14 protein-coding genes are annotated in these 19127 nt (G+C 72.0%); 4 read left to right on the forward strand and 10 right to left on the reverse strand.

From position 1 onward, the window contains the following. Positions 1 to 52: 52 nt before the first annotated feature. The 4 genes from OHT76_RS27955 to OHT76_RS27970 are packed head-to-tail and all read right to left on the reverse strand — an operon-like array spanning position 53 to position 3264. On the reverse strand, positions 53 to 754 hold the full coding sequence (locus OHT76_RS27955) for a flavodoxin family protein (RefSeq protein WP_328873618.1): 702 nt from the start codon (positions 752 to 754) through the stop codon (positions 53 to 55). A 29-nt stretch (positions 755 to 783) separates the two neighbouring features. Further along, positions 784 to 1953 carry an oxygenase MpaB family protein gene (locus OHT76_RS27960; RefSeq protein ID WP_328873619.1) on the reverse strand — a complete coding sequence of 390 codons (1170 nt, stop codon included), beginning with the start codon at positions 1951 to 1953 and terminating at the stop codon, positions 784 to 786. Positions 1954 to 1964: 11 nt separating this feature from the next. Next, a complete protein-coding gene (locus OHT76_RS27965) occupies positions 1965 to 3020 on the reverse strand; it encodes a polyprenyl synthetase family protein (RefSeq protein ID WP_328873620.1) in 1056 nt (351 codons plus the stop codon). Further along, positions 3010 to 3264, reverse strand: a complete 255-nt coding sequence (locus OHT76_RS27970; RefSeq protein ID WP_328873621.1) for a polyprenyl synthetase — start codon at positions 3262 to 3264, stop codon at positions 3010 to 3012. The genes OHT76_RS27965 and OHT76_RS27970 overlap by 11 nt, the downstream gene beginning before the upstream one ends. 131 nt (positions 3265 to 3395) lie before the next feature. On the opposite strand from OHT76_RS27970, the gene OHT76_RS27975 reads away from it, so the two are divergent. Continuing rightward, positions 3396 to 3848 carry a YbhB/YbcL family Raf kinase inhibitor-like protein gene (locus OHT76_RS27975; protein ID WP_328873622.1) on the forward strand — a complete coding sequence of 151 codons (453 nt, stop codon included), beginning with the start codon at positions 3396 to 3398 and terminating at the stop codon, positions 3846 to 3848. Positions 3849 to 3855: 7 nt separating this feature from the next. Beyond that, complete coding sequence (locus tag OHT76_RS27980; protein ID WP_328873623.1) at positions 3856 to 4635, forward strand: Fpg/Nei family DNA glycosylase; 780 nt, start codon at positions 3856 to 3858, stop codon at positions 4633 to 4635. Here the strand turns inward: OHT76_RS27980 and OHT76_RS27985 are convergent. Then, positions 4626 to 5918: a M14 family zinc carboxypeptidase gene (locus OHT76_RS27985; protein ID WP_328873624.1), complete on the reverse strand. Its 1293-nt coding sequence runs from the start codon at positions 5916 to 5918 to the stop codon at positions 4626 to 4628. The two genes, OHT76_RS27980 and OHT76_RS27985, sit on opposite strands and share 10 nt — an antisense overlap. A 237-nt stretch (positions 5919 to 6155) precedes the next feature. Between OHT76_RS27985 and OHT76_RS27990 the strand changes: the two genes are divergently transcribed. Beyond that, entirely contained in the window at positions 6156 to 7334 is a 1179-nt protein-coding gene (locus tag OHT76_RS27990; RefSeq protein WP_328873625.1) for a HesA/MoeB/ThiF family protein, read from the forward strand. Positions 7335 to 7356: 22 nt separating this feature from the next. Further along, the gene (locus tag OHT76_RS27995; RefSeq protein WP_328873626.1) at positions 7357 to 8583 is read left to right on the forward strand and encodes a hypothetical protein; all 1227 of its coding nucleotides are present in this window, start codon (positions 7357 to 7359) and stop codon (positions 8581 to 8583) included. Here OHT76_RS27995 and OHT76_RS28000 read toward each other — a convergent pair. The 5 genes from OHT76_RS28000 to OHT76_RS28020 are packed head-to-tail and all read right to left on the reverse strand — an operon-like array spanning position 8563 to position 19095. After that, the gene (locus OHT76_RS28000) at positions 8563 to 10611 is read right to left on the reverse strand and encodes a hypothetical protein (protein WP_328873627.1); all 2049 of its coding nucleotides are present in this window, start codon (positions 10609 to 10611) and stop codon (positions 8563 to 8565) included. The genes OHT76_RS27995 and OHT76_RS28000 overlap by 21 nt on opposite strands. Next, complete coding sequence (locus OHT76_RS28005; RefSeq protein ID WP_328873628.1) at positions 10612 to 11787, reverse strand: VWA domain-containing protein; 1176 nt, start codon at positions 11785 to 11787, stop codon at positions 10612 to 10614. Continuing rightward, a complete protein-coding gene (locus tag OHT76_RS28010) occupies positions 11784 to 14279 on the reverse strand; it encodes a DUF5682 family protein (RefSeq protein WP_328873629.1) in 2496 nt (831 codons plus the stop codon). The genes OHT76_RS28005 and OHT76_RS28010 overlap by 4 nt, the downstream gene beginning before the upstream one ends. Before the next feature lie 59 nt (positions 14280 to 14338). Further along, positions 14339 to 15430 (reverse strand): ATP-binding protein, encoded by a 1092-nt coding sequence (locus OHT76_RS28015; protein ID WP_328873630.1) that lies wholly within the window; start codon positions 15428 to 15430, stop codon positions 14339 to 14341. Beyond that, a complete protein-coding gene (locus OHT76_RS28020) occupies positions 15427 to 19095 on the reverse strand; it encodes a DUF4132 domain-containing protein (RefSeq protein ID WP_328873631.1) in 3669 nt (1222 codons plus the stop codon). The genes OHT76_RS28015 and OHT76_RS28020 overlap by 4 nt, the downstream gene beginning before the upstream one ends. Between the last annotated feature and the right edge of the window lie 32 nt (positions 19096 to 19127).

Here is a 19127-nt window from a genome sequence, read left to right on the forward strand (position 1 = left end):
GCGGCGAGCCAAGGGCTCTGCGGCGGCGAGCTCAGGGCTCAGGGCTCAGGGCTCAGCGGTATTCGGGGTTCTCGAAGTCGAACCGGCACCCCGCGTCCCACCGCGACCGCTGGTTCCCGTGTGCCGGAACGCCACCGGCGTCCTTGAGCAGCCGGGCCAGATGCAGCAGGTTCCACGTCATGAACGTGGTGTTCCTGTTGGTGAAGTCGTTGGCGGGACCGCCGGAGCCGGGATCGAGATAGGACGGACCGGGGCCGGCCTCCCCGAGCCAGGCCGCGTCCGCCTGCGGTGGGATCGTGTAGCCCAGGTGCTGCAGGCTGTACAGGACGTTCATGGCGCAGTGCTTGGCGCCGTCCTCGTTGCCGGTGATCAGACAGCCGCCCACCCGTCCGTAGTAGGCGTACTGACCGGCGTCGTTGAGCAGGCCCGAGCAGGCGTAGAGCCGCTCGATGACCAGCTTGGCGACCGAGCTGTTGTCACCCAGCCAGACCGGCCCGGCGATGACGAGGATGTCGGCGGCCATCACCTGCCGGTAGAGCGACGGCCACGCGTCGCGCTCCCAGCCGTGCTCGGTCATGTCCGGCCAGACCCCGGTGGCGATCTCGTGGTCGATCGGCCGCAGGTGCTCGACCTGAACGCCCTGCTTCTCCATGATTTGCGTGCTGAGGTCGATCAGGCCTTGGGTGTGGCTGCGCTCCGGGCTCTTCTTCAGCGTGCAGTTGAGGAAGAGTGCGCGCAGGTCGTCATAGCTCATACTCCTCAGTGCGGCCCGCGCGCCGAACGTTACAACTGCCCTGTCACAGAGGGAGCGGGAGGCGTCCAGCGGCGCTTTTGGGGCACGGCTCGGGAGATGCCGTAGTCCCTCTTGAGCTGCTCGGGGATGGCGTAGTGCATGACGCGGCCCCGGGTGAGGGAGGACAGTTCGAGGACCGTGGTGAGGTGGCCGAGGCGGTCGAGGGCCCAGGCGCCCAGGGGAGAGCGGTCCTCGATGGTCTCCAGGGCGCCGAGGAGATGCGGGACGGCCTTGACGACGGTGTCCCACGGGGTGCGGGGGACCTCCAGCCAGTCGGCGCAGGTGTCGCCGACGAGGTGGCGGACGAGGGCCGAGACGATCGGGTCGAAGAAGGTGCCGGGCACGATCTCCTCGTACAGGTCGATCAGTTGCCGCGTCAGGTGGGCGCCCTCCTCGGAGGGCCCCATGTGCCGGATCATGTACAGGTCCAGGAACCGACGCGCCTGGTCGAGGTCCTGGGGAACGGCGTCCTGGTCGACGCCGAGCATCGCGCCGACGACCCGCCAGGCGTAGAAGTAGGCTTCCGCGCCCTCGGTGCTCATATGGATGCCGAGGCGGTGCAGGGAGTCCAGGACCAGCAGGGAGAAGAACATCTGCCCGCCGATCATGTCCTCCTGGCAGATCGGCACCCCCAACGCCTCGGTGTCCCAGCGGTTCTCGCGCTTCAGGTGGTGGCGGATGGAGGCGTGCAGCAGGCGGACCTTCTGCGCCGCGGGGATGAAGCGGCTGCCCGCCTCGAACGCGCCGGGCTGCATCAGGTACACGGTGAACTGGCCGGTCTCCGCCATCCGCTTGGAGGGGTACTTCAGCCCGTGCGTGGCGGACAGCAGCCGCGCGACGTGCGGGACGACGTAGCAGGCGGGCATCGAGGCGAAGGAGAGCGCGGTGGAGATGTGCACGTTGTTGTCGATGAAGAACAGCCTCGCCTTCTCCATCTCCCCCCAGTCGACCCACGCCGGGGGCACGCTCGTCGCCTCCAGGTACTCCCGGGCCACCTCCGGCAGCCCGTCCGGCAGCGGTGCGCCGGCCGTGGAGACGTACCGCATCAGGGTGTTGAACTTCCCGACCTCTCCGCGCTCGAAGAGCGTGGCCACGGTGGCGTCGGCGAGTTCGTCTCCGCGTCGGCGCAGCGCGTCCATCGACGCCTCCGTGCAGTTCATGAGAAGGCTCCTTAGTGACGGCGGGCCGCCGCCGAGTGGGCGAGGGTGGTCAGGGCCGCTGCGGCAGGTGCGGGCAGGTCCAGATCGTCGAGCGCGTCGAGGGATTCCCGGACCCGTACGGTGATCATTTCCTCGATCCGGTCGGGCGCCCCCAGCCTGCGCATCACCTCCCGCACCGCCTCCAGACCGTCCCTGTTCAGGTCCCGACGTCCGAGCAGGGTGCGCAGGCGCTCGCGGTCGGTGTCACCGGCCAGCCGCCAGGTCTCGGCCAGCAGGGCGGTCGGCCGGTGTCCGCGCAGATCGTCCAGGTTGGCCTTGCCGGTGCGGTCCGGGTCCCCGAACAGGCCGAGCAGGTCGTCCCGCAGCTGGAACGCCTCGCCCATCGGCAGCCCGTAACGGGAGTAGCCCTCGCGCAGCCGTGCTCCGGCGCCGGCCAGGGCACCGCCGATCAACAGGGGCTGCTCGACGGTGTACTTGGCCGTCTTGTACCGGATCACCTGCAAGGACGCCGAGGTGTCCGGAGCGGCCCCGGTGCGCAGGATCTCCAGGCACTCACCCGCGATCAGCTCCCTGGCCAGCGCCGCCCACAGCGGGCGGGCCCGCGCCAGGTAGGCGGCCGGAAGACCGCTGACGGCGAAGAGCTGCCCGGCCATCGCCATCAGCAGATCGCCGACCAGCATCGCCAGCGAGCGGGCGGCCGTCGTGGCCCGTGGGCGGCGGCGTACGGCCGACCGCAGGGCGACGTGGGCCGTGGGTCGGCCGTGTCGCAGCGGACTGTCGTCGATGAGATCGTCATGCACCACCGCAGCGGCGTGCACCAGCTCCATGGAGGCCGCGGCACGCACCAGGGCGTCGCTGTCGGGCTGCCCCGCCGCCCGCCACCCCCAGTAGCAGAAGGCCGCGCGTAATCGCTTGCCGCCCGCCACCGCAGCCTCGACCTGCTCGGCCACCGGCCACAGCTCCGCATCCACCGCGACGAGGTGATCGGCCTCCTGTGCCACGAAGCCGCACACCAGATCGTCGACGCGCGCTTTGAACGCGGACAGCTCGTCCTGCTCAGCCCTCACCACGGGCCTGCCTGGCCATGACGTGCCGGGCGAGCACCTCAAGATGGGCAGGCGGTACGGCCGCGTACCGGTCCAGCACCAAGCGCCCCCGCGCCATCAGGTCCTGCTCCGCGTCCGCGGCCAGCTCCGCCTTGTCCGAGCGGATCAGCAGGCCCCGCACCGCTCCCACGGCCGACCACACGGTGCTCACCGCCAGGTCGGCGACCCCCGCCGCCAGTAAGACCGCGCGCTCTTCCCCTGTCATGCCACCCCCAGAGCATTCCGAGACGGTTCAAGGGTCGTGTCACACCGAGGCCCTCGACAGGAGGAACTCACCAATGAGTGATCACTTCGCAAGCATGTGCGTAGACCGCGGGAACGGGTACTCCGGGGCACATGACTGGCATCGACCTCAGCAGCAGCGAGTTCAAAGATCATGGCTTCATCGCGCGGCGGTACGCGTACGAGGGTGACAATGTCTCCCCTCCGCTGACCTGGAGCGGCTCACCGGACGACGCGGCCGAGCTGGTGCTGCTGTGCGAGGACCCCGATGCTCCTTCGGGGACCTTCGCGCACTGGATCGTGGTCGGCATCGACCCCCGCAGCGAGGGCGTCAACGCGGGGCAGATCCCACCCGGCGGCACCGAGCTGGTCAACGGCTACGGCGAACGGGGCTGGGGCGGACCGCACCCGCCCCCGGGAGATGAGGCGCACCACTACGTCTTCCGCCTCTACGCCCTGTCGGAGCCCTGCGTCCTCCCCGACGAGCCCCGCGCCGACCAGGTGCACGAGGCGGTCGAGAAGCGGGAGCTGTCCAGCGGCACGCTCGTGGGGCTCTACCGGCGCTGACAGAGCCATGCCCGAGCTTCCGGACGTCGAAGGATTCCGGCAGACCCTGCTGACCTGCAGTGGACGCCGGTCCGTCACCGATATCGACGTACGGGATGCCGGAGTTCTCCGGGGCGTCACCGAGAAACGGCTGCGGAAAGAATTGGAGGGGAGGCGTCTCGGAAAGGCGTGGCGGCACGGGAAATGGCTCTTCGTGCCGACGGGCGACGGCCCCACGCTTGTCTTTCATTTCGGCATGACCGGATCTCTGCGGTGCTGTGACCAGGAGGAACCGGTCGAGGCGCATGACCGGATCGTGCTGACGCTCGGCCGTAACCGGCTCCTGTGTTATCGCGATCAACGCAAACTGCAGGGCGTACGGCTGGCGGACAGCGCCGACGTCGACCGGATTCTGGAGGATCTGGGCCCGGACGCCCTGGCCGTGAAGCGGGACGAATTCCTGGAACTGCTCTCGGGACGACGGGGTGCCGTCAAGAGTGCGCTGATGGACCAGTCAGTCCTCGCGGGCCTCGGAAACCTCCTGTGCGACGAGATCCTCTGGCGCGCTCGGGTCGCCCCTCGGACGTCGACGCGGAACCTGGACGAGAAGACGCTTCGGCGCATCCACGCGGCGATGGGCCGTGTCCTTTCGACCTCCGTACGTGACGGATGTGTGCCGCCCCGACGCGGCTGGCTCACCGGGCGCCGGGACGACAGCGAGCCGCTGTGCCCCCGCTGCGGCACTGCCCTGCGGTCGAGCCGCGTCGCCGGACGCCGCACGGTCTGGTGCCCGCACTGTCAGAACTGAACGGCGTTCAGCGCGCTGTCGGCGGCGGTGAGCACCGTGCGGGCCTGGTGTTCCACCTGGTCGCGCACCGGCACCCAGCGCAGTCGCAGGGCCTTCTCGAAGTCCGCGCACCAGGCGGTGAAGAGCTCGCTCAGCTCGCTGTGGAGCGCCGGGGCCGCGTCGTCGTCCGCCGCCCGCAGCAGCCGTAGCAGAAGACCTGCCGCGCGCAGCGGTTGGCGGCGGGCCACCACGTCCAGGGAGCAGACCTGGGCTGTCGTCAGGGACGCTTCGGCTGCCTGCCGGGCGAGCGGTTCCCAGGAGTCGGCGACCAGGTCGTAGAGGTCGTCGGCCATCCACTCCAGCACGCGTCGGTGCGGGCTCTCCTCGGCCGCCGGCAGGAATCGGCGCGCCCTGTCGAGGACGGCGGTCACCTGCCGTCCGCCGTCGCGTACCAGGGCGGACAGATCGCGCAGCGCGTCGGCCGCTGCCGGATGCGGGGACTGGTCGTCGGCCAGGTCGGTCGCCCACATGGGCACTTCGATGATCGCCGTGACGCCGCCGTACCGCATCGGTGCGCACCAGGTGGACCGCCCGATGTTCTCGGACCCGGCGGCCAGCCGGTCGGTGCTGTCCGGCGGGGGCAGTACGTGGATCCCGGGGCTGGGGTTGTCCCAGTACAGGGCGTCGTACGTGCCGTGCTGGACCGGAATGCCCAGGGCGTAGGCGGACGTCCGGAAGGGCGCGGCGAGTTCGGGCAGGCCTCCGGTCAACTGGACCCAGCTGCCGCCCGCTTCGACGCTGTGGAGGGAGCACTGGAGGAACGGTCGCAGTTCGTCGATCACCTTGAACAGCGCCTGGCTCTCGGGCAGTTGCCGCCCGACGATCGGTGCCCACTCCGGCTGCTCCGCCGCGACCGGGCGGAACGCGCTGCCGTAGTAGCCCTCCAGGGTGGGCTCGGGTACGGCCGTCGCCTCCGCGATCCCCTCGCTCAGCGCGGCGCCGTCCGGATCGAGGCACAGCACGATGTCCCAGGTGACGAAGGCGGGGTCGGTCACCCGCGACAGCCGTTCTCCGCCTGCCACCCGCTCCGCCAGCGCGAGCGCGGTCGCGCCGCCGACCGGCTCGTCGGGATGCGGCCGGGCGACCACCAGAATGTGCCGCGGCCCGTGTCCCACGGACAGCATCAGGATCGGACGGCCCGCGCGGGACGTACCGATGTGGCGCAGACGGCAGACTCCGGGGAACCGGGAGACCAGCCGCCGCGCCGACTCGGTGACGTCCGCGACCGTGGGGTAGCGGTCCATCACTGGCGTCCGGTCAGGAGCCGCCGTTGCCACCGCTGTCGCCGGTGGTCTCCTTCTTGTCCAGCGGACGGATCTCGATCTTGTTCGGCATGCCGTTTCCTCCCGGTGGTGGCTGTGGCGTGCGGTGATCTGTGGTGCTCTTGCAAGAGTTCGTCGATCGAGTCACTGTTGTCAATGTCCGTTGATTAAGGGGCAGTTGGGACTGAGGAGATTGGCGCGAAAGTGACGGTGCACGCGATGCGACGGCCCCGGATCAAGCCGGAACACCGGGCGTACCGCACGGTCGACGGCCATGTGCGGATCGGCAGCGTCGTCCACGGCATCGGGGCCGAGGTCAAGGATCCCGACGGTTGGGTGTGGACGCTGGTCGAGGCCATGGACGGCACGCGCAGCGCCGCCGACATCGTCGCCGAGGTGTCCCGCCGCCACCCCGAACTGCGGCTTCCGGCCCCGGACATCGCCGAGGCGATCACGGACCTCACCACCGCCGGCTACGTCGAGGACGCCGGCGCCTCGCCCCCGGAAGAGCTGTCCGAGCACGAACGCGAGCGCTACGGCAGGGGCATGACCCTGCTGCGCTGGATGGACCTCCAGCCGAGGGAGAGCTCCTGGGAACCGCAGCTGCGCCTGCGCCGCGCCCGGGTCCTGCTGGTCGGAGTCGGCGGCACCGGCGGAGCCGCCGCCCGGGACCTGGTGGCCTCCGGGGTGGGGCGACTGCACTGCGTGGAGCCGGACGTCGTGGAGCTGTCCAACCTCAACCGGCAGACGCTGTACGGCGAGGCGGACCTCGGTACGCCCAAGATCGACGCGGCGTTGAGGGCGTTGCGTGCGCTGAACCCGCACTCGACGGTCACGGGCGAGAGGCGTGAGGTGCGCGGCCCGCTGGATCTCAGGGAGCTGCTGACCGGGGGCTCCGGTGGCTCCGGTGCCGGATCGGCGTACGACGTGCTGCTGCTGGCCGCCGACCGCCCCGCCACGATCCGTAGGTGGGCCAACCAGGTCTGCCTCGAGTTGGGCACGTCGTGGGCCGAAGCCGGCTATCGCGGCCCCCTGGTGAGCGTCGGTGTCTTCACGCCGGGCCGAGGTGCCTGCTGGGAGTGTCTGCGCAGTGCCGAGATAGAGCGCCGCGATCTGCGGCTGGCGGCCGGCCAGGACGAGGACGTCGCCTCGCCCCGTATGCCGTGGAACCCGGTCAACGCCGTGACCGCGGGCCTGTCCGGCAGCCTCCTCGCCCACGCCGCCCTCACGCTGCTGTGCGGCGTCCCCCGGATCGACCCCGGCTGCCGCTTCGGCCTCAACCTCATGATGCCCGGCGACCCGGTCATGCAGCGCTCGGACCTACGGCCCAACTGCCCCGCCTGCAAGGACAGCAACGCACGGACCGACGGCCCGACTGACGAGCGGGACCGGCGGTGAACCCGGGCCCGGAGGCTCCCTCATGACGGACACCGCGGCCGAGGGCCGCCCCCGTATCGAGCCGTCGACCCGCGTCCTGCTGCACGACCTCGCGGTGCGGCGTGACCGGGACGAGTGGATCGTGGGCCGCATGGCCACCCGTACCTTCGTCGCCCTGCCGGCGGCCGGGGCACGCGCGGTGGAACTCCTGGGCGAGGGGCTGAGCGTGGCCCGCACGGCGCGGCGGCTGCGCGACGAGACCGGCGAGGAGTTCGAGATCACGGACTTCGTCAGGGACCTGGCCGCGCTCGGGTTCGTGGCGCGGATCGGCGACTGCCCGGTTCCGGACGCCGAACCGCCGCGCGCGACACTCCCTCGGCTGCGCCCCCACCATGTCCGCCTCGCCCTGCATCCGGCGCTGCCCGTGTTCGTCGGAGTGCTGCTCGCGGCCGCCGTAGTCGTCCTGTTCCGCCGTCCCGATCTGCTCCCCGGCTATCGCGACCTGCTGTGGAGCCCGCACGGCAGCGTGGTGCTGCTCTCCGGGGCGGCCGCCGGGTGGACGCTGCTGCTGGCCCATGAGCTGGCCCACCTCGTCACCGCCCGCGCCGCGGGTGTGCCGGGGAAGGTGCGGCTGGGCACCCGGCTCCAGTTCCTCGTCATGCAGACCGACATCAGCGGCATCGAACTCGCGCCGCGCCGCCACCGGCTGACGGCTTATCTGTCCGGCATCGCACTCAACCTGACCGTGGCATCGGTCCTGATCCTGGTCCTGGCGCTGACGGACACCGGAACGACGACCCACGACCTCCTGGCCGCGGCCGTGCTGCTGGCCCTGCTGCCGCTGCCCTTCCAGTGCATGGTGTTCACCAGGACCGATCTGTACTTCGTCCTCGAGGACCTCACCGGCTGCCGGAACCTGTACGGCGACGGTCTGGCCTACGCGCGGTACGCGTTCCGGCGAGCAGTGCGCCCGCGCAGCTTCGGCGTCGCGGACCCGAGCACTCGTCTGCCCCCGCACGAGCGCCGGGCCGTACGCCTCTACAGCCTCGTCCTCGTGGTGGGTACGGCGGCCTGTCTGACGTTCATGGCCGCCGTCACCCTCCCCGTCGACATCGCCCTGCTGGTCCGCGCGGTCCGGGGCCTCGGTCCGGAACACGGCCTCGCGGGCAACGCCGACTCGGCCGCGGTGCTGATCGTGCTCGGCGGAGTCAACGTCCTGTGGTTGCTCACCTGGTGGCGCAACCGCCGTTCACGCAGGTCCGCGGTGTAGCTCCAAGCTCGTCGTCAGGTGGATCCGGGCATCCACCCAGGCCGGGACGGCCACCGTCGCGCTGTCCCGGGCCAGTTGTGCGGTCAGGGTGTCGAGCAGACCGGCGGCGGTGTGCAGGCCGGTGCGGCGCAGGGCGGTCGCGCTGTCGGTCAGGTGGGTGCGGGTGGGGCCGGGCAGGTTGCGCAGGCCGTGGTGGGACGCCTCGGCGAGGGCTCGCAGGGCTGTTTCCAGGGTCGTGGTGATCGGGTCGGTCTCGCGTCGGGGGGCCGTGGTGAGGGCCGTGTCGCCGTCGCCGGGTGCGAGATCGGGGACGACCAGGCCCGTGGAGGTCAGTACGGCCAGTGGGTCCAGGACGGTACGGCCGTGGTCGCGGGTGAGCATGCCGCTCACGGCTGTGACGCTGCCGTCGGCGAGCGCGGCGGCCAGTGCGTCCAGGCCCGCCGGGCAGAGCGGGTTGTAGTCGGCGCGGATCAGGAACTCGTTGCCCGCCGGGTCGTGGGCCAGGGCTTCCAGGCGCTGCGCCGCGGGGTCGTAGCCGACCGGCTCCACGGACGCGGTCTCCACCACGCGGACCGACTCGGCTTCCACGCGCGGGCGGATCAGGCGCGGCGGCTGTTCCGTCGTCGCGCCGAGGTGGGCGGCGGTGTCCTTGAGCAGCAGCGGCTCGGGCAGGTCGTGCCAGGCCGTGCCCAGCGGGGTGATGCTCGTGGCGGCGATACGGCCCCGGGAGATGGTCACCGTACGGTCGGCCGCGCGGGCCGTGTGTTCGCTGACGACGTTCGCGGTGGCCAGCGCGTGCAGCGGGGTGCCGAGCAGGCGGCGGTTGGAGAGGTCGTGGCCGGTGGGGGACTGGTCCTCCGGCAGGTCCCAGCGCTTGCGCAGCACCAGCGCCAGACCCGCGTCCGCGTGCGCGAAGTAGATCTCGGCCGTGCGGTCCCGTTCGGTTCCACCGATCCGGCATCCGAGCGCCACGAGGCGGACCCGCCGCAACGGTGTCTCCGGCGCCTCCTTGGTGCCCAGCACGCCGACCGGGTCGAGGACGGCGGCGCGCTGTCGGGCGTGGAGCTCGGCCAGGAGGTGGGCGACACGCTCCGGGTCGTAACGTCCGGCACGCGCGGCGTACGCGGCGAGCTGTTCCACGAGCTCGGCCACCGCACCGGCCGGCCAGTGCGCGGAAGCGGCGGTCAGCGCCACCCGGGCCCGGGCGAGGGCCCCACCGAACACGGGGCCCGCCTGCGGTACGCCGTCCAGGAGGAGGTCGTCGGCGAGGGCGAGCGCGGTGCGGAGGGCTTCTTCGTCGGGGTGGGCGGTGGGGGTGCGGGCGCCGACGGATACTTGGGTTGTGTGTTGGGGGGTGGGGGCGGGGGTACGTCCGCTGGGACCGGCCTCTGTTGGGGTATCAGCGGTCGTCGTACCTCCGTCGAGACCGGCCCCCGTCGCCCCCTCCGCGTCCGCCGCCCGGAATGCCCACACCGCCAGCGTCACGACCTCGGCGCGCAGGTCGCCGGAGGCGTCGGTGAGGGCGTAGCCCAGTTCGTGGGGGACCGGGAAACGGACGGTGCAGGTGGGGAGTTCGACGCGGGGGGCCGGGTCGTCGGGGGTGGGGCGGTGCAGGCGGGCGGTGTAGCCGCGGCCCATGGCGCGGCGGGCTGCGGCCAGGGCCGGGCGGCCCAGCGCCGCCGCCAGTGCGTCGTCGTCGAACTCGCCGGGGGACCAGTCCACGAACGCGGACCGGTCGGCGTCGGTGTCCGCGTCCGCGCCGCGTTGGTACGCCAGCACCAGGCCGATGCGGTGGCGGCACACACCGGGCGCCCCGCAGCCGCACTCCGCCGCGTCCAGGCCGAGGCCCGGTGGGAGGGCGGTGGCGGTTCCGTCCGGGAAGCGTCCGCGTACGGTGCCGTCGCCGTCGACGGTCACTTCCGCGCCCGAGCCCGCCGCCAGGTCCTTCTCGGCACGCTTGACGAGACCGCGGTTGGCGAGGGAGATGAGCGTCTCGGGGGTGAGGGCGAGGAGGTCGACGCGGGTCATCTATCGGCCCACCTTCTCCGCGACGAACTCCGCGAGCCGTCCCGGTGTCATCGCGCCCACCGGAGCGCCGGCCTCCGCCAGACGGGCGGCCAGGGAGCGGTCGTAGACGGGATCGGCGGCCTCGTCGAGGGCGGCGAGGCAGAGCACCGTGGTGCCCTGCTCGACCAGTCCCCGGACGGTACGGACCAGGCGGTACGGGTCGCCTCCCTCGTAGAAGTCCGAGATGAGGGCGACGATCGCGCGCCGCGGGTTGTCGACCAGTCCGGCGCCGTAGTCCACGGCCCGCGCGATGTCGGTACCGCCGCCGAGCTGCACCCCCATCAACAGCTCGACCGGATCGGACACTTCGGAGGTGAGGTCCACGACCTCGGTGTCGAAGGCGACCAGGTGAGTCTTCAGCCCTGGCAGGTTCCACAGACAGGCCGCAGTGACCGCCGAGTGGATCACGGAACCGGCCATCGAGCCCGACTGGTCGACCAGCAGCACGAGTTGCCACTGTTCCAGGTGGCGGCGGGTGCGCGCGTGGAAGTGCGGGCGCTGGATGAGGATGCGGCGTTCCTCGGGCTGGTAGTGGGCGAGGTTGGCGCGGATGGTGGTGCGGAAGTCGAAGTCGCGGGCCAGGGGCAGCCGGCTCGGGCGGCGGGAGCGGGAGCCGGTGAAGGCCTGGCGGACCTCCGGGCGCAGCCGCTCCATCAGATCCCGTACGACGGCCTCGACGATACGGCGTGCGGCGGCGAGGACTTGAGGGTTCATGAGGTGCTTGGTGCGAAGTACCGCACGCAGCATCGTCTGGCTGGGCTCGACGCGGGCGAGGACGTCGGGGTCGGTGACGATCTCCTGGATGCCGTAACTCTCGACGGCGTCCCGCTCCAGCCGCTCCACCGTCTCCTTCGGAAACAGCCGGTGGATGTCGTCGAGCCAGTCCACGGCGGTGAGCTGGGAGGGCCCGCTGCCACCTTCCCGCGATCCGGAAGGCCGCCGCACACCGCGCCGGCGCAGGTCCTCGTCGCGGCCGTAGAGCCAGTCGAGTGCCGTGTCGCGGGCGGCGGTGGAGCCTTGGAGGGGGCCGGTGCAGCGCTCGGCGGGGGCACCGAGGATGAGGCGCCAGCGTTCCAGCGCGGGGTCGGGGGTGGTCATGGCGTGGTCCTCGGGCCGTGAACGTTCAGGGGCGGTCATGGCGTCGTCCTCAGGCCGTGGCGGGTGAGCAGTCTGGCCACGTTCTCCTCCAGGGCCCTGGCGCGGGCCAGTTGCAGCGGATCCGCCGTCGTCCGCAGCAACGCACGGGCCGAGCCGCGCTTACCGCGCCGCTCCAATAGCCGCTCGGCGATGCGCTCCCGCTCGCGGGGCGGAAAGAAGGCGAAGGCCTGGCGCAGCGCGGGCAGACCGGTGAGGAAGTCGTCTTCGGGCATGGCCGCGACGATGTCGTCCAGCACGTCGACCAGCGACTCTTCCCCACCGGTGACCACCTCCCGAGCCACGGCGAACAGCCCGGCGAGCCAGTCACCGAGGGTGTCGGGGGCGAGGGTTTTTACGGCTGTTGCGGGGTCGTCGGGGGCAGGTGTGTGCGCGGCGGTGTCGGTCGGGGTTTCGGGGGCCGCGAGTGTGTGTACGGCGTCGTCGGCCGGGTCGTCCGAAGCTGCCGACGCCAATGTGTGTACGGCGTCGTCGGCCGGCGCATCCGAAGCCGCCGACGCGAGTGTCCGTACCGCCGTAGCCGAGCTCCCGGCCCCGCCCAGCGTCCTGCGCAGCCCAAACGCGGCGCCCCTCAAGTCCGCCGGGGCCAGGGCGTCCCCGGCGATGCGGCCGGCGGCCTCCGCGGCGGCTTCTCTCGTGAGTGGCAGGAGTTCGGGGGCGTGCAGCAGCGCGTCCCGTACGGCCGCCAGTGCGCGCAGGCGCCCGAGGTCCACCCCGTCGCCGCCGTGCAGCCCCTCCGCCAGCCAGAACACCCGCTCGACGGCGCCCGCGACGACACCGCCCAGCAGTCTGCCGCGAGCCACGCCGAACACTCGGTCGTGGCGCCACAGCCCGAGTGCCGTGGCCAACACCTCGCCGAGCGGACCCAGTTCCCGGACCTGACCCACCTGCGCCGCGAGCCTGTCCAGCAGCTCCGCGCAGAGCGCCCCGACTCCGCACAGCACCGCGTCGAACAGCAGCCCGGCGAGCGGCCCGGCGTCCGTGCCCGCGGCCTGGGCGCGCTCGGCGAGCAGCACCGAGGCCGCCTCGTCCAGCCGCGCCCCGTACGCGCCCGCCTCGATCAGCGCGGCCTCACGACCCCCCGCCGGTCCCGGCTCCCAACGCTCGGTGAACACCGGATCGGCACCGTCGGCCGGGCCCGAGACACGGGTGAAGCCGGGGATGCCGAGCACCCGCAGGCGGTGCAGGACCCGGCTGCGGGTCAGACCGGACGGGTCGGTGAGGTCGAGGGTGACGGGGCGGTCCGCGTCCGCCAGTCCCAGGCGGGCCAGCTGCTCGGTCACATCGTGCACCAGCGGGGGCAGCGGGGTGTCCGGGTGCAGTCGGCCCTCGGTGTCGCCGGTGCAGGCGGCGACCATCTCCGCCACCACCGGATGGGTGCCCGCGTGCAACGTGCCCCGGGTGGTCCACGGCAGCGGACCGTCCAGGTCGTCGGCGATCAGCGCGCCGGCGAGTCCGTCGAGGACATCGACCCTGGTCTCGTACGGGTGCCCGCGCAGCAGGGCCAGACCCTGGGCCAGACCACGCGCGGCGATCAGGTCGGCCGTGGACACCGGGATTCTGCGACTGCGCAACCGCTCGGCGACGCCACGCAGCAGCCCCTGCGCCGCCGCCCCCGGTCCGTCCTCCCACAGCCGCTGGTAGTAGCCGGGCGAGGGCATGCCCGACTGATACCCACCGAAGGCATCCAACTGCCGAAAGGAGTACGGCACCAGAAAACTCCCCCCGAGCGCACCATCGGGCGGCCGCGGAACCTCCGGCCAGCCGCCCTCCGCCTGGTCCTCCCGGTCCTCCCCGTATGCCAACGCCCGCAGCGCCGGTCGATGGAAACCGCCGGTCACCACCAAAACCGGCCGCCCGTCCGAGTCAGCCACGGCCGCCCGCACCCAGGACGCCATGTACTCCTCGCGTGCCCGGTCGCCGACGTCCGGCTCGGCGTCGCCGCGGACCAGGTCGAAGTAGGTGTCCAGGCGGGCCTGGAGGGCGTCGGCGTCGTCCCGGTCGTCCGTGACCTCGAACAGGCGGTCCCACAGCGCGTCCACCGAGTCCACCGAGAAGTGCGCGCACAGCCGCCCGGTCGCCTCCGCGTATCGCGTCTCGGCATCGGCATAGCGGTTGGCGGCGCCCTCGGCGCGTTCGGTGAACGCCGGATGCCAGGCCGGCAGATCGATGAACCGCACCTCCGCTCCCGCGGCCCGCCCCTCCCGCAGCGCGATCCACTCCGGGGAGTAGTCGCACAGCGGCGCCCAGGAGGTCGCGACCCTCGACTCGTCCCGGTAGTGACTGAACACGGCGACCGGCAACCGGTGTCCGAGCAACAACTCGTCCAGCCGCCCGTTCATATCCGCCGGCCCCTCCACCAGGACGTACGCCGGACGCAGCGTCGCAATCGCCCGCGCGACGAGCCGGGCACAGGCGGGGGAGTGGTGGCGCACGCCGAGAAAGACAGCGGGACCGCCGGACGCGGACGGCATGACACCACCGGCCTCCGATGTGCTCGCCGAGTTCCCCCCGGCCCCCAACGCGCTGCCCATCAGTCCACCAACAGATGCCGAGCATCATGCAGCGCCCGCCACTGTCCGCCCCCGCGGCGCGGCACCTCCTGCTCCAAGAAGCGGCGCAGTCTCGCCAGATCCTCGGGGCTGTCCTTCGCCGCCGTACCCGCGAGGCTCGCCACCACGTCGGCCGCCGTGCCGGACTCGCCGCGCAGGAACCAGCCGCGCACCCCGACCGCGTGCGCGACGGACACGGCCTCCGCGGTGCTCATCACCGTCGACATCCGCTCGCCGCGATCGGCGGAACCGCGCAGCTCACGGAAGGTTCCCACCAGGACCTCCAGCACGTCCCGGCGCGGCGGAGCCGTGACCCCCGACTGCGCCAGAAGCGCTGTCGCCTCGGCCTCGACCAGGGCCAGTTCGGTGTCGAAGTCGGCGATGGGGAAGACCGTCTCGAAGTTGAAGCGGCGCTTGAGCGCGGCGCTCATCTCGTTGACGCCCCGGTCGCGGGTGTTGGCGGTGGCGATGACATTGAAGCCCTGGCGGGCGAAGACCATGCCCTGCGGCCCGTCCAGCTCCGGGACGGCGATGACCCGGTCGGAGAGCAGCGAAAGCAGACAGTCCTGCACCTCCAGCGGACAGCGGGTGATCTCCTCGAACCGCACGATCCGGCCCTCCGCCATGCCGCGCAACATGGGCGCCGGGACGAGGGAGCGGGTCGAGGGGCCCTCCGAGACCAGCAGAGCGTAGTTCCAGGAGTACTTGATCTGATCCTCGGTGGTCGCGGCGCCGCCCTGCACGGTGAGCGCGGAGTCCCCGCTGACCGCCGCCGCGATCAGCTCGGACAGCAGCGACTTCGCCGTGCCCGGTTCTCCTACGAGCATCAGGCCCCGGTTGGTGGCCAGCGTCACCAGGGCCCGCTCCACCAGGGAGACATTGCCGACGAACTTCCGGCTGATACCGGCCTGTTCGTCACCGACCACGAACCGGCGGGCGGCGCGCAGACTGAGCTGCCAGCCGGGCGGACGGGGGTCGTCGTCGGCGGCGCGCAGGGCGGCGAGCTCGTCGGCGTAGCGGACCTCGGCGGGCGGGCGCTGGAGCTGCTCCTCGTGTTCCCTGGTGATGCTCACTTCGCGGTCACCTCCGTGAGGTCGGCGAGCAGCTCGGAGGCGATGACCGGGTCGAGCCCGGCGAAGCTGAGGTCGTTCTTCCGGTTGCGCCAGTAGTCGTCGGGGGTCGTGTTCAGCCATACGGCGTTGAAGGTCTGATCACCCAGCATGTCCACGGCGCCGACGGCGATGCCGGGGTCGAGGTCGATGACCAGGTACCGGCCCTCGTCGATACGCCGGAAGAACCAGCGCTCCACGCCCGCGTCCTGCGGCTCGCCCCGTTCCCACCCGCGCTTGGTGAGCCCGAGCAGCTTCCCGACCGGCACGGTGGCGCCCTCGAACCGGGCCAGCCGGTGCTCCGCGGCCTCCTCCTCGGTGAGCGCGTGCACGGCACGGCCGAGCTGCGGGAAGGGCTGAAGGATCTCGTAGTCGGCGAACAGCTCCGACCAGGCGCCCAGTTCCCCGCCCAGGTTCAGCGGATGGGCGAGCCGGATGCTCGCCCCCTCGGGCAGCGTCAGCTCGTCGTCCTCGACGTCGGCGAACGTACGGTCCTCCGCGACCCGGAACGCCGTCACCTCGCCGTCGGTCTCACTGAGCCAGACCAGCCGCCGGACCAGGTGCCACAGCAGCGGATGGGCGACGAACAGGTCCCGGAACTCCCCGGCCGTCCAGGAGCGTTGCGCCACCATCGCCGCCTCGAGCCGCCGTACCTGGTCGGTGGCGACGGTACGGGCGTCCTTCTTCAGCGCGGCGAACCGCTTGCGCTCGGCCGGGGCCAGCTCCGGGTCGTCCTTGGCGGCGGGGGTGGGCAGGGCCTTGCGGTGCTTGCCGTCGGCGTCCCGGACGTAGGGCCGCAACTGCTCGTCGAAGCCGACGGTGAACTGCCGGGGGCCGTAGTCGATGACGGTGCTGCCGTCCGCGTTCAGGCCGAAGTCGGGCACGAGCCGGTCGCCCAACTGCTCACCGGTCAGTCCGAGTCCCTCGGCGACCTCGGCGATCTTCTCCTGGGCGCGCGTCTTCAGCGCCTTGAACGGCACACGCTGGGCGATGCCGTGCAGATGCAGCAGTGCCACATCGCTGCCGATCGTCGCGAGCACGTTCAGCCCTTCCACCGCGCGGTGATGGGCGGACTCGCCGGGCCAGGCGCGCACCACGGGAGTGAGCCGCCGTACGACCTCGTCGTCTCCCAGCCAGCCCAGAGCATGCAGCGCCCAGCTCTCCTTCGCGGGCATACCGGCCAGGCGCCACTGCTCGAACAGGCCCCAGGCGAAGGCGGCGAGGGAGTCGGCGGTGCAGTGCTCGGTCAGCACGTCGAGGCCTGGGTAGACATCGCCGGGCTTGGACAGCGCCAGGACCATGAGGGCGTTGCGCACCGCGTCGGCGGGAAGGGCGGCGCCGCCCTCCTTGAGCACGATCTGCGGCAGCAGCGCGGGCTCGGCCCAGGCGCCCACGGTCGGCATCCGCGTCGGCAGCGCGCTCTCCAGCGGATCGGCGTCCAGCGCCTCGGAGACGATGCCCGCGGCCGCCTGACCGGACTCGGCGACGGCCGCCAGCACGGCCTCGCGGCCATGGGCCTCCACCAGCAGCCGCAGCGCCCGCTCGGCGCCCCGCCGGGCGTGACCGGCCTTGCCCACCGCGTGCGGGAGCAGACACGGGACGGTGGCGAGACCGTGCCGCTTCAGCCAGGCGCGGGCCAGGGCGTCGGCGGACTTCAGCCGGGCCAGCCAGTCGCTGACCAGACCGGCGACCTCGACGCTCAGATACGGCATGACCAGCATGCTCAGGGTGGCGGGATGTCGCGTCGCGGCGCGCAGCATCAGCGGCAGAGCGTCCACCCCGAACCGCGCGGCCACCGGCTTCAGCGCGGCCTCGCCGTCCCAGTAGTCCTCGGGGGCGCAGTGCGCCAGCAGCGGGCGGACCACGTCCTCGGGCGCGGTCACGAACAGCCGGGCCTGGCGGACGTCCGACAACTGCCCGCCGTTCTGCAGGGTCTTGATCTCCTCTTTCCACTCGTACTTGCCCCGCCAGGTGGAGTACCAGGAGCTGACCCCGGCCCAGGCCTTCTGCTCATCGGGCCGCCAGACGACCTTCGGCTCCGGGGCGACCGGCGCCTTCGCCGCCACGCGCGCCTTCGCGGCCTTGCGCTGCTTCGCCCACGGTGGGCTGACCAGCAGCGCGGGCAAGGCCTCCGCCGAAGCCTCGGCCACCCGGTCCCGGAAGGCGAGCCGCGGCTCGATGAACTCGGCCACACGCGCGGGGAGTTCGGGCAGCACCGCAGCCGTCAGCTCGGCGTGCGTCTGGATGTGCGCGACCAGCAACTGCTCCACAGTCGACGCGTACTTGGCCGTGCCGGTCGCCGCCGCACCCAACAGACGCAGCGCGCGCACGGGCCGGCGCCGCATCGCCTCCATCAGATACGGCCGTACGTTCTTGTCCTCGACGCGGGCCAGCAGCACCCCGAACGCCTCGTCCGTCGGCAGCTCCACCAAGGTGGCCGAGAAGGCACGCACCCGGTCGGAGCCGTACGCCGTTTCGATGCCCCGCTCCAGCACGGGCGCGATGTGCGGGCCGATGCCCTCGGCGAGCGAGGCGACCATCGGCATCGTCCAGTCGTTCCAGCCGAGGTGGAGGGAGGTGCCGACGGTGGCGAGCTGCTCGGGGGAGTTCAGCGAGCACAGCAGCAAGCTCCGCAGGCCCGTGTCGATCTTGTCCGCGTCCGTGCAGGCATCGGCGACCCAGTCGTGCTCGCTGGGCACGACGTACGCCACGACGACCCGACGGCGCACGCTGTCCCGGCACTCGGCGAGGACGGCGACGGTCTCCTGGAAGATGTCCTCGTCGGCGACGGCCAGCAGGGCGCGCAGCCGGCTGGCGAACGGACCACCCCAGTGGCCGCTCCCGGTGGTCGTGCCGGCGCGGAAGCCGATCCGGGGATCCTGGCGATGCCCGCCGTGCTGCATCCAGTGGGTCTCGATGTCGAAGTACTCCACCACCGCCCGCGCGGCGAAGGCCAGGCCGTGCGCGCGGACCCAGGCGTCCACGAACACGCCGTCGGGGAGCTGGTAGTGCATGGTCAGCGATGCCAGGGCGGCAGCGCCGAGGGGGCTCTGACTGCCCTTCAGATGCGCGCGGACGGCATCCACGATCCGCGGGTCGCTCTCCGGCGCGGCGAGCATCTGCTCGATCCAGCCGGCCTCCTCCTTCAGCCGGCCGTCCAACAACTCCTGGGCATCGGCACGGAGTTCGGGGACGGTCCGAGGGATGCCGCCGCGCCTCGGGTGGACCAGGCGACGCCAAGCGGCGGGCATGACGAAGGTGTCCTCGTCGGGAAGCACCGCCGGCTCGGGGTCGGCAGCGACCTCCACCTCCCGATACCCCTTCCCCTCCTTCTCCGCGATGCCCTTCGCCAGATACGCCTCGGCCGCCTCCGCCGAGCCCAACTCCTTCGGCTGCGTACGCCCCTGCGCCCCGACCCTCCCGTAGCGCACGGTGACCGTCGCCCCCTCGGCCTCCGCCTCCCAGAACTTCGCCGAGCCGTCACCGACCAACTCCCAGCGCCGCACAGCCCCTCCCCTCCGCCCGGCCCCCCGGCCGACCGCTCGATCCAAGTGGCTGTCACCGTAGCCGCCCCCACTGACAGTGACCGTCCGGGAGGCCGCGGCGGCGTTGTCAGTGGCGGCTGCCATGATCCAGGCAGGCTTACGAGAGGGGGACGCCC

Source organism: Streptomyces sp. NBC_00287 (assembly GCF_036173105.1).
Lineage (GTDB): Bacteria > Actinomycetota > Actinomycetes > Streptomycetales > Streptomycetaceae > Streptomyces.

Coding starts and splice junctions, on each gene's coding strand:
- OHT76_RS27985 (WP_328873624.1), bottom strand. CDS start 5,918: ATGGACCGCTACCCCACGGTCGCGGACGTCACCGAGTCGGCGCGGCGG.
- OHT76_RS27995 (WP_328873626.1), top strand. CDS start 7,357: ATGACGGACACCGCGGCCGAGGGCCGCCCCCGTATCGAGCCGTCGACC.
- OHT76_RS28000 (WP_328873627.1), bottom strand. CDS start 10,611: ATGACCCGCGTCGACCTCCTCGCCCTCACCCCCGAGACGCTCATCTCC.
- OHT76_RS27970 (WP_328873621.1), bottom strand. CDS start 3,264: ATGACAGGGGAAGAGCGCGCGGTCTTACTGGCGGCGGGGGTCGCCGAC.
- OHT76_RS28005 (WP_328873628.1), bottom strand. CDS start 11,787: ATGACCGCCCCTGAACGTTCACGGCCCGAGGACCACGCCATGACCACC.
- OHT76_RS28010 (WP_328873629.1), bottom strand. CDS start 14,279: ATGCCGTCCGCGTCCGGCGGTCCCGCTGTCTTTCTCGGCGTGCGCCAC.
- OHT76_RS27975 (WP_328873622.1), top strand. CDS start 3,396: ATGACTGGCATCGACCTCAGCAGCAGCGAGTTCAAAGATCATGGCTTC.
- OHT76_RS27990 (WP_328873625.1), top strand. CDS start 6,156: ATGCGACGGCCCCGGATCAAGCCGGAACACCGGGCGTACCGCACGGTC.
- OHT76_RS27955 (WP_328873618.1), bottom strand. CDS start 754: ATGAGCTATGACGACCTGCGCGCACTCTTCCTCAACTGCACGCTGAAG.
- OHT76_RS27960 (WP_328873619.1), bottom strand. CDS start 1,953: ATGAACTGCACGGAGGCGTCGATGGACGCGCTGCGCCGACGCGGAGAC.
- OHT76_RS28020 (WP_328873631.1), bottom strand. CDS start 19,095: ATGGCAGCCGCCACTGACAACGCCGCCGCGGCCTCCCGGACGGTCACT.
- OHT76_RS27980 (WP_328873623.1), top strand. CDS start 3,856: ATGCCCGAGCTTCCGGACGTCGAAGGATTCCGGCAGACCCTGCTGACC.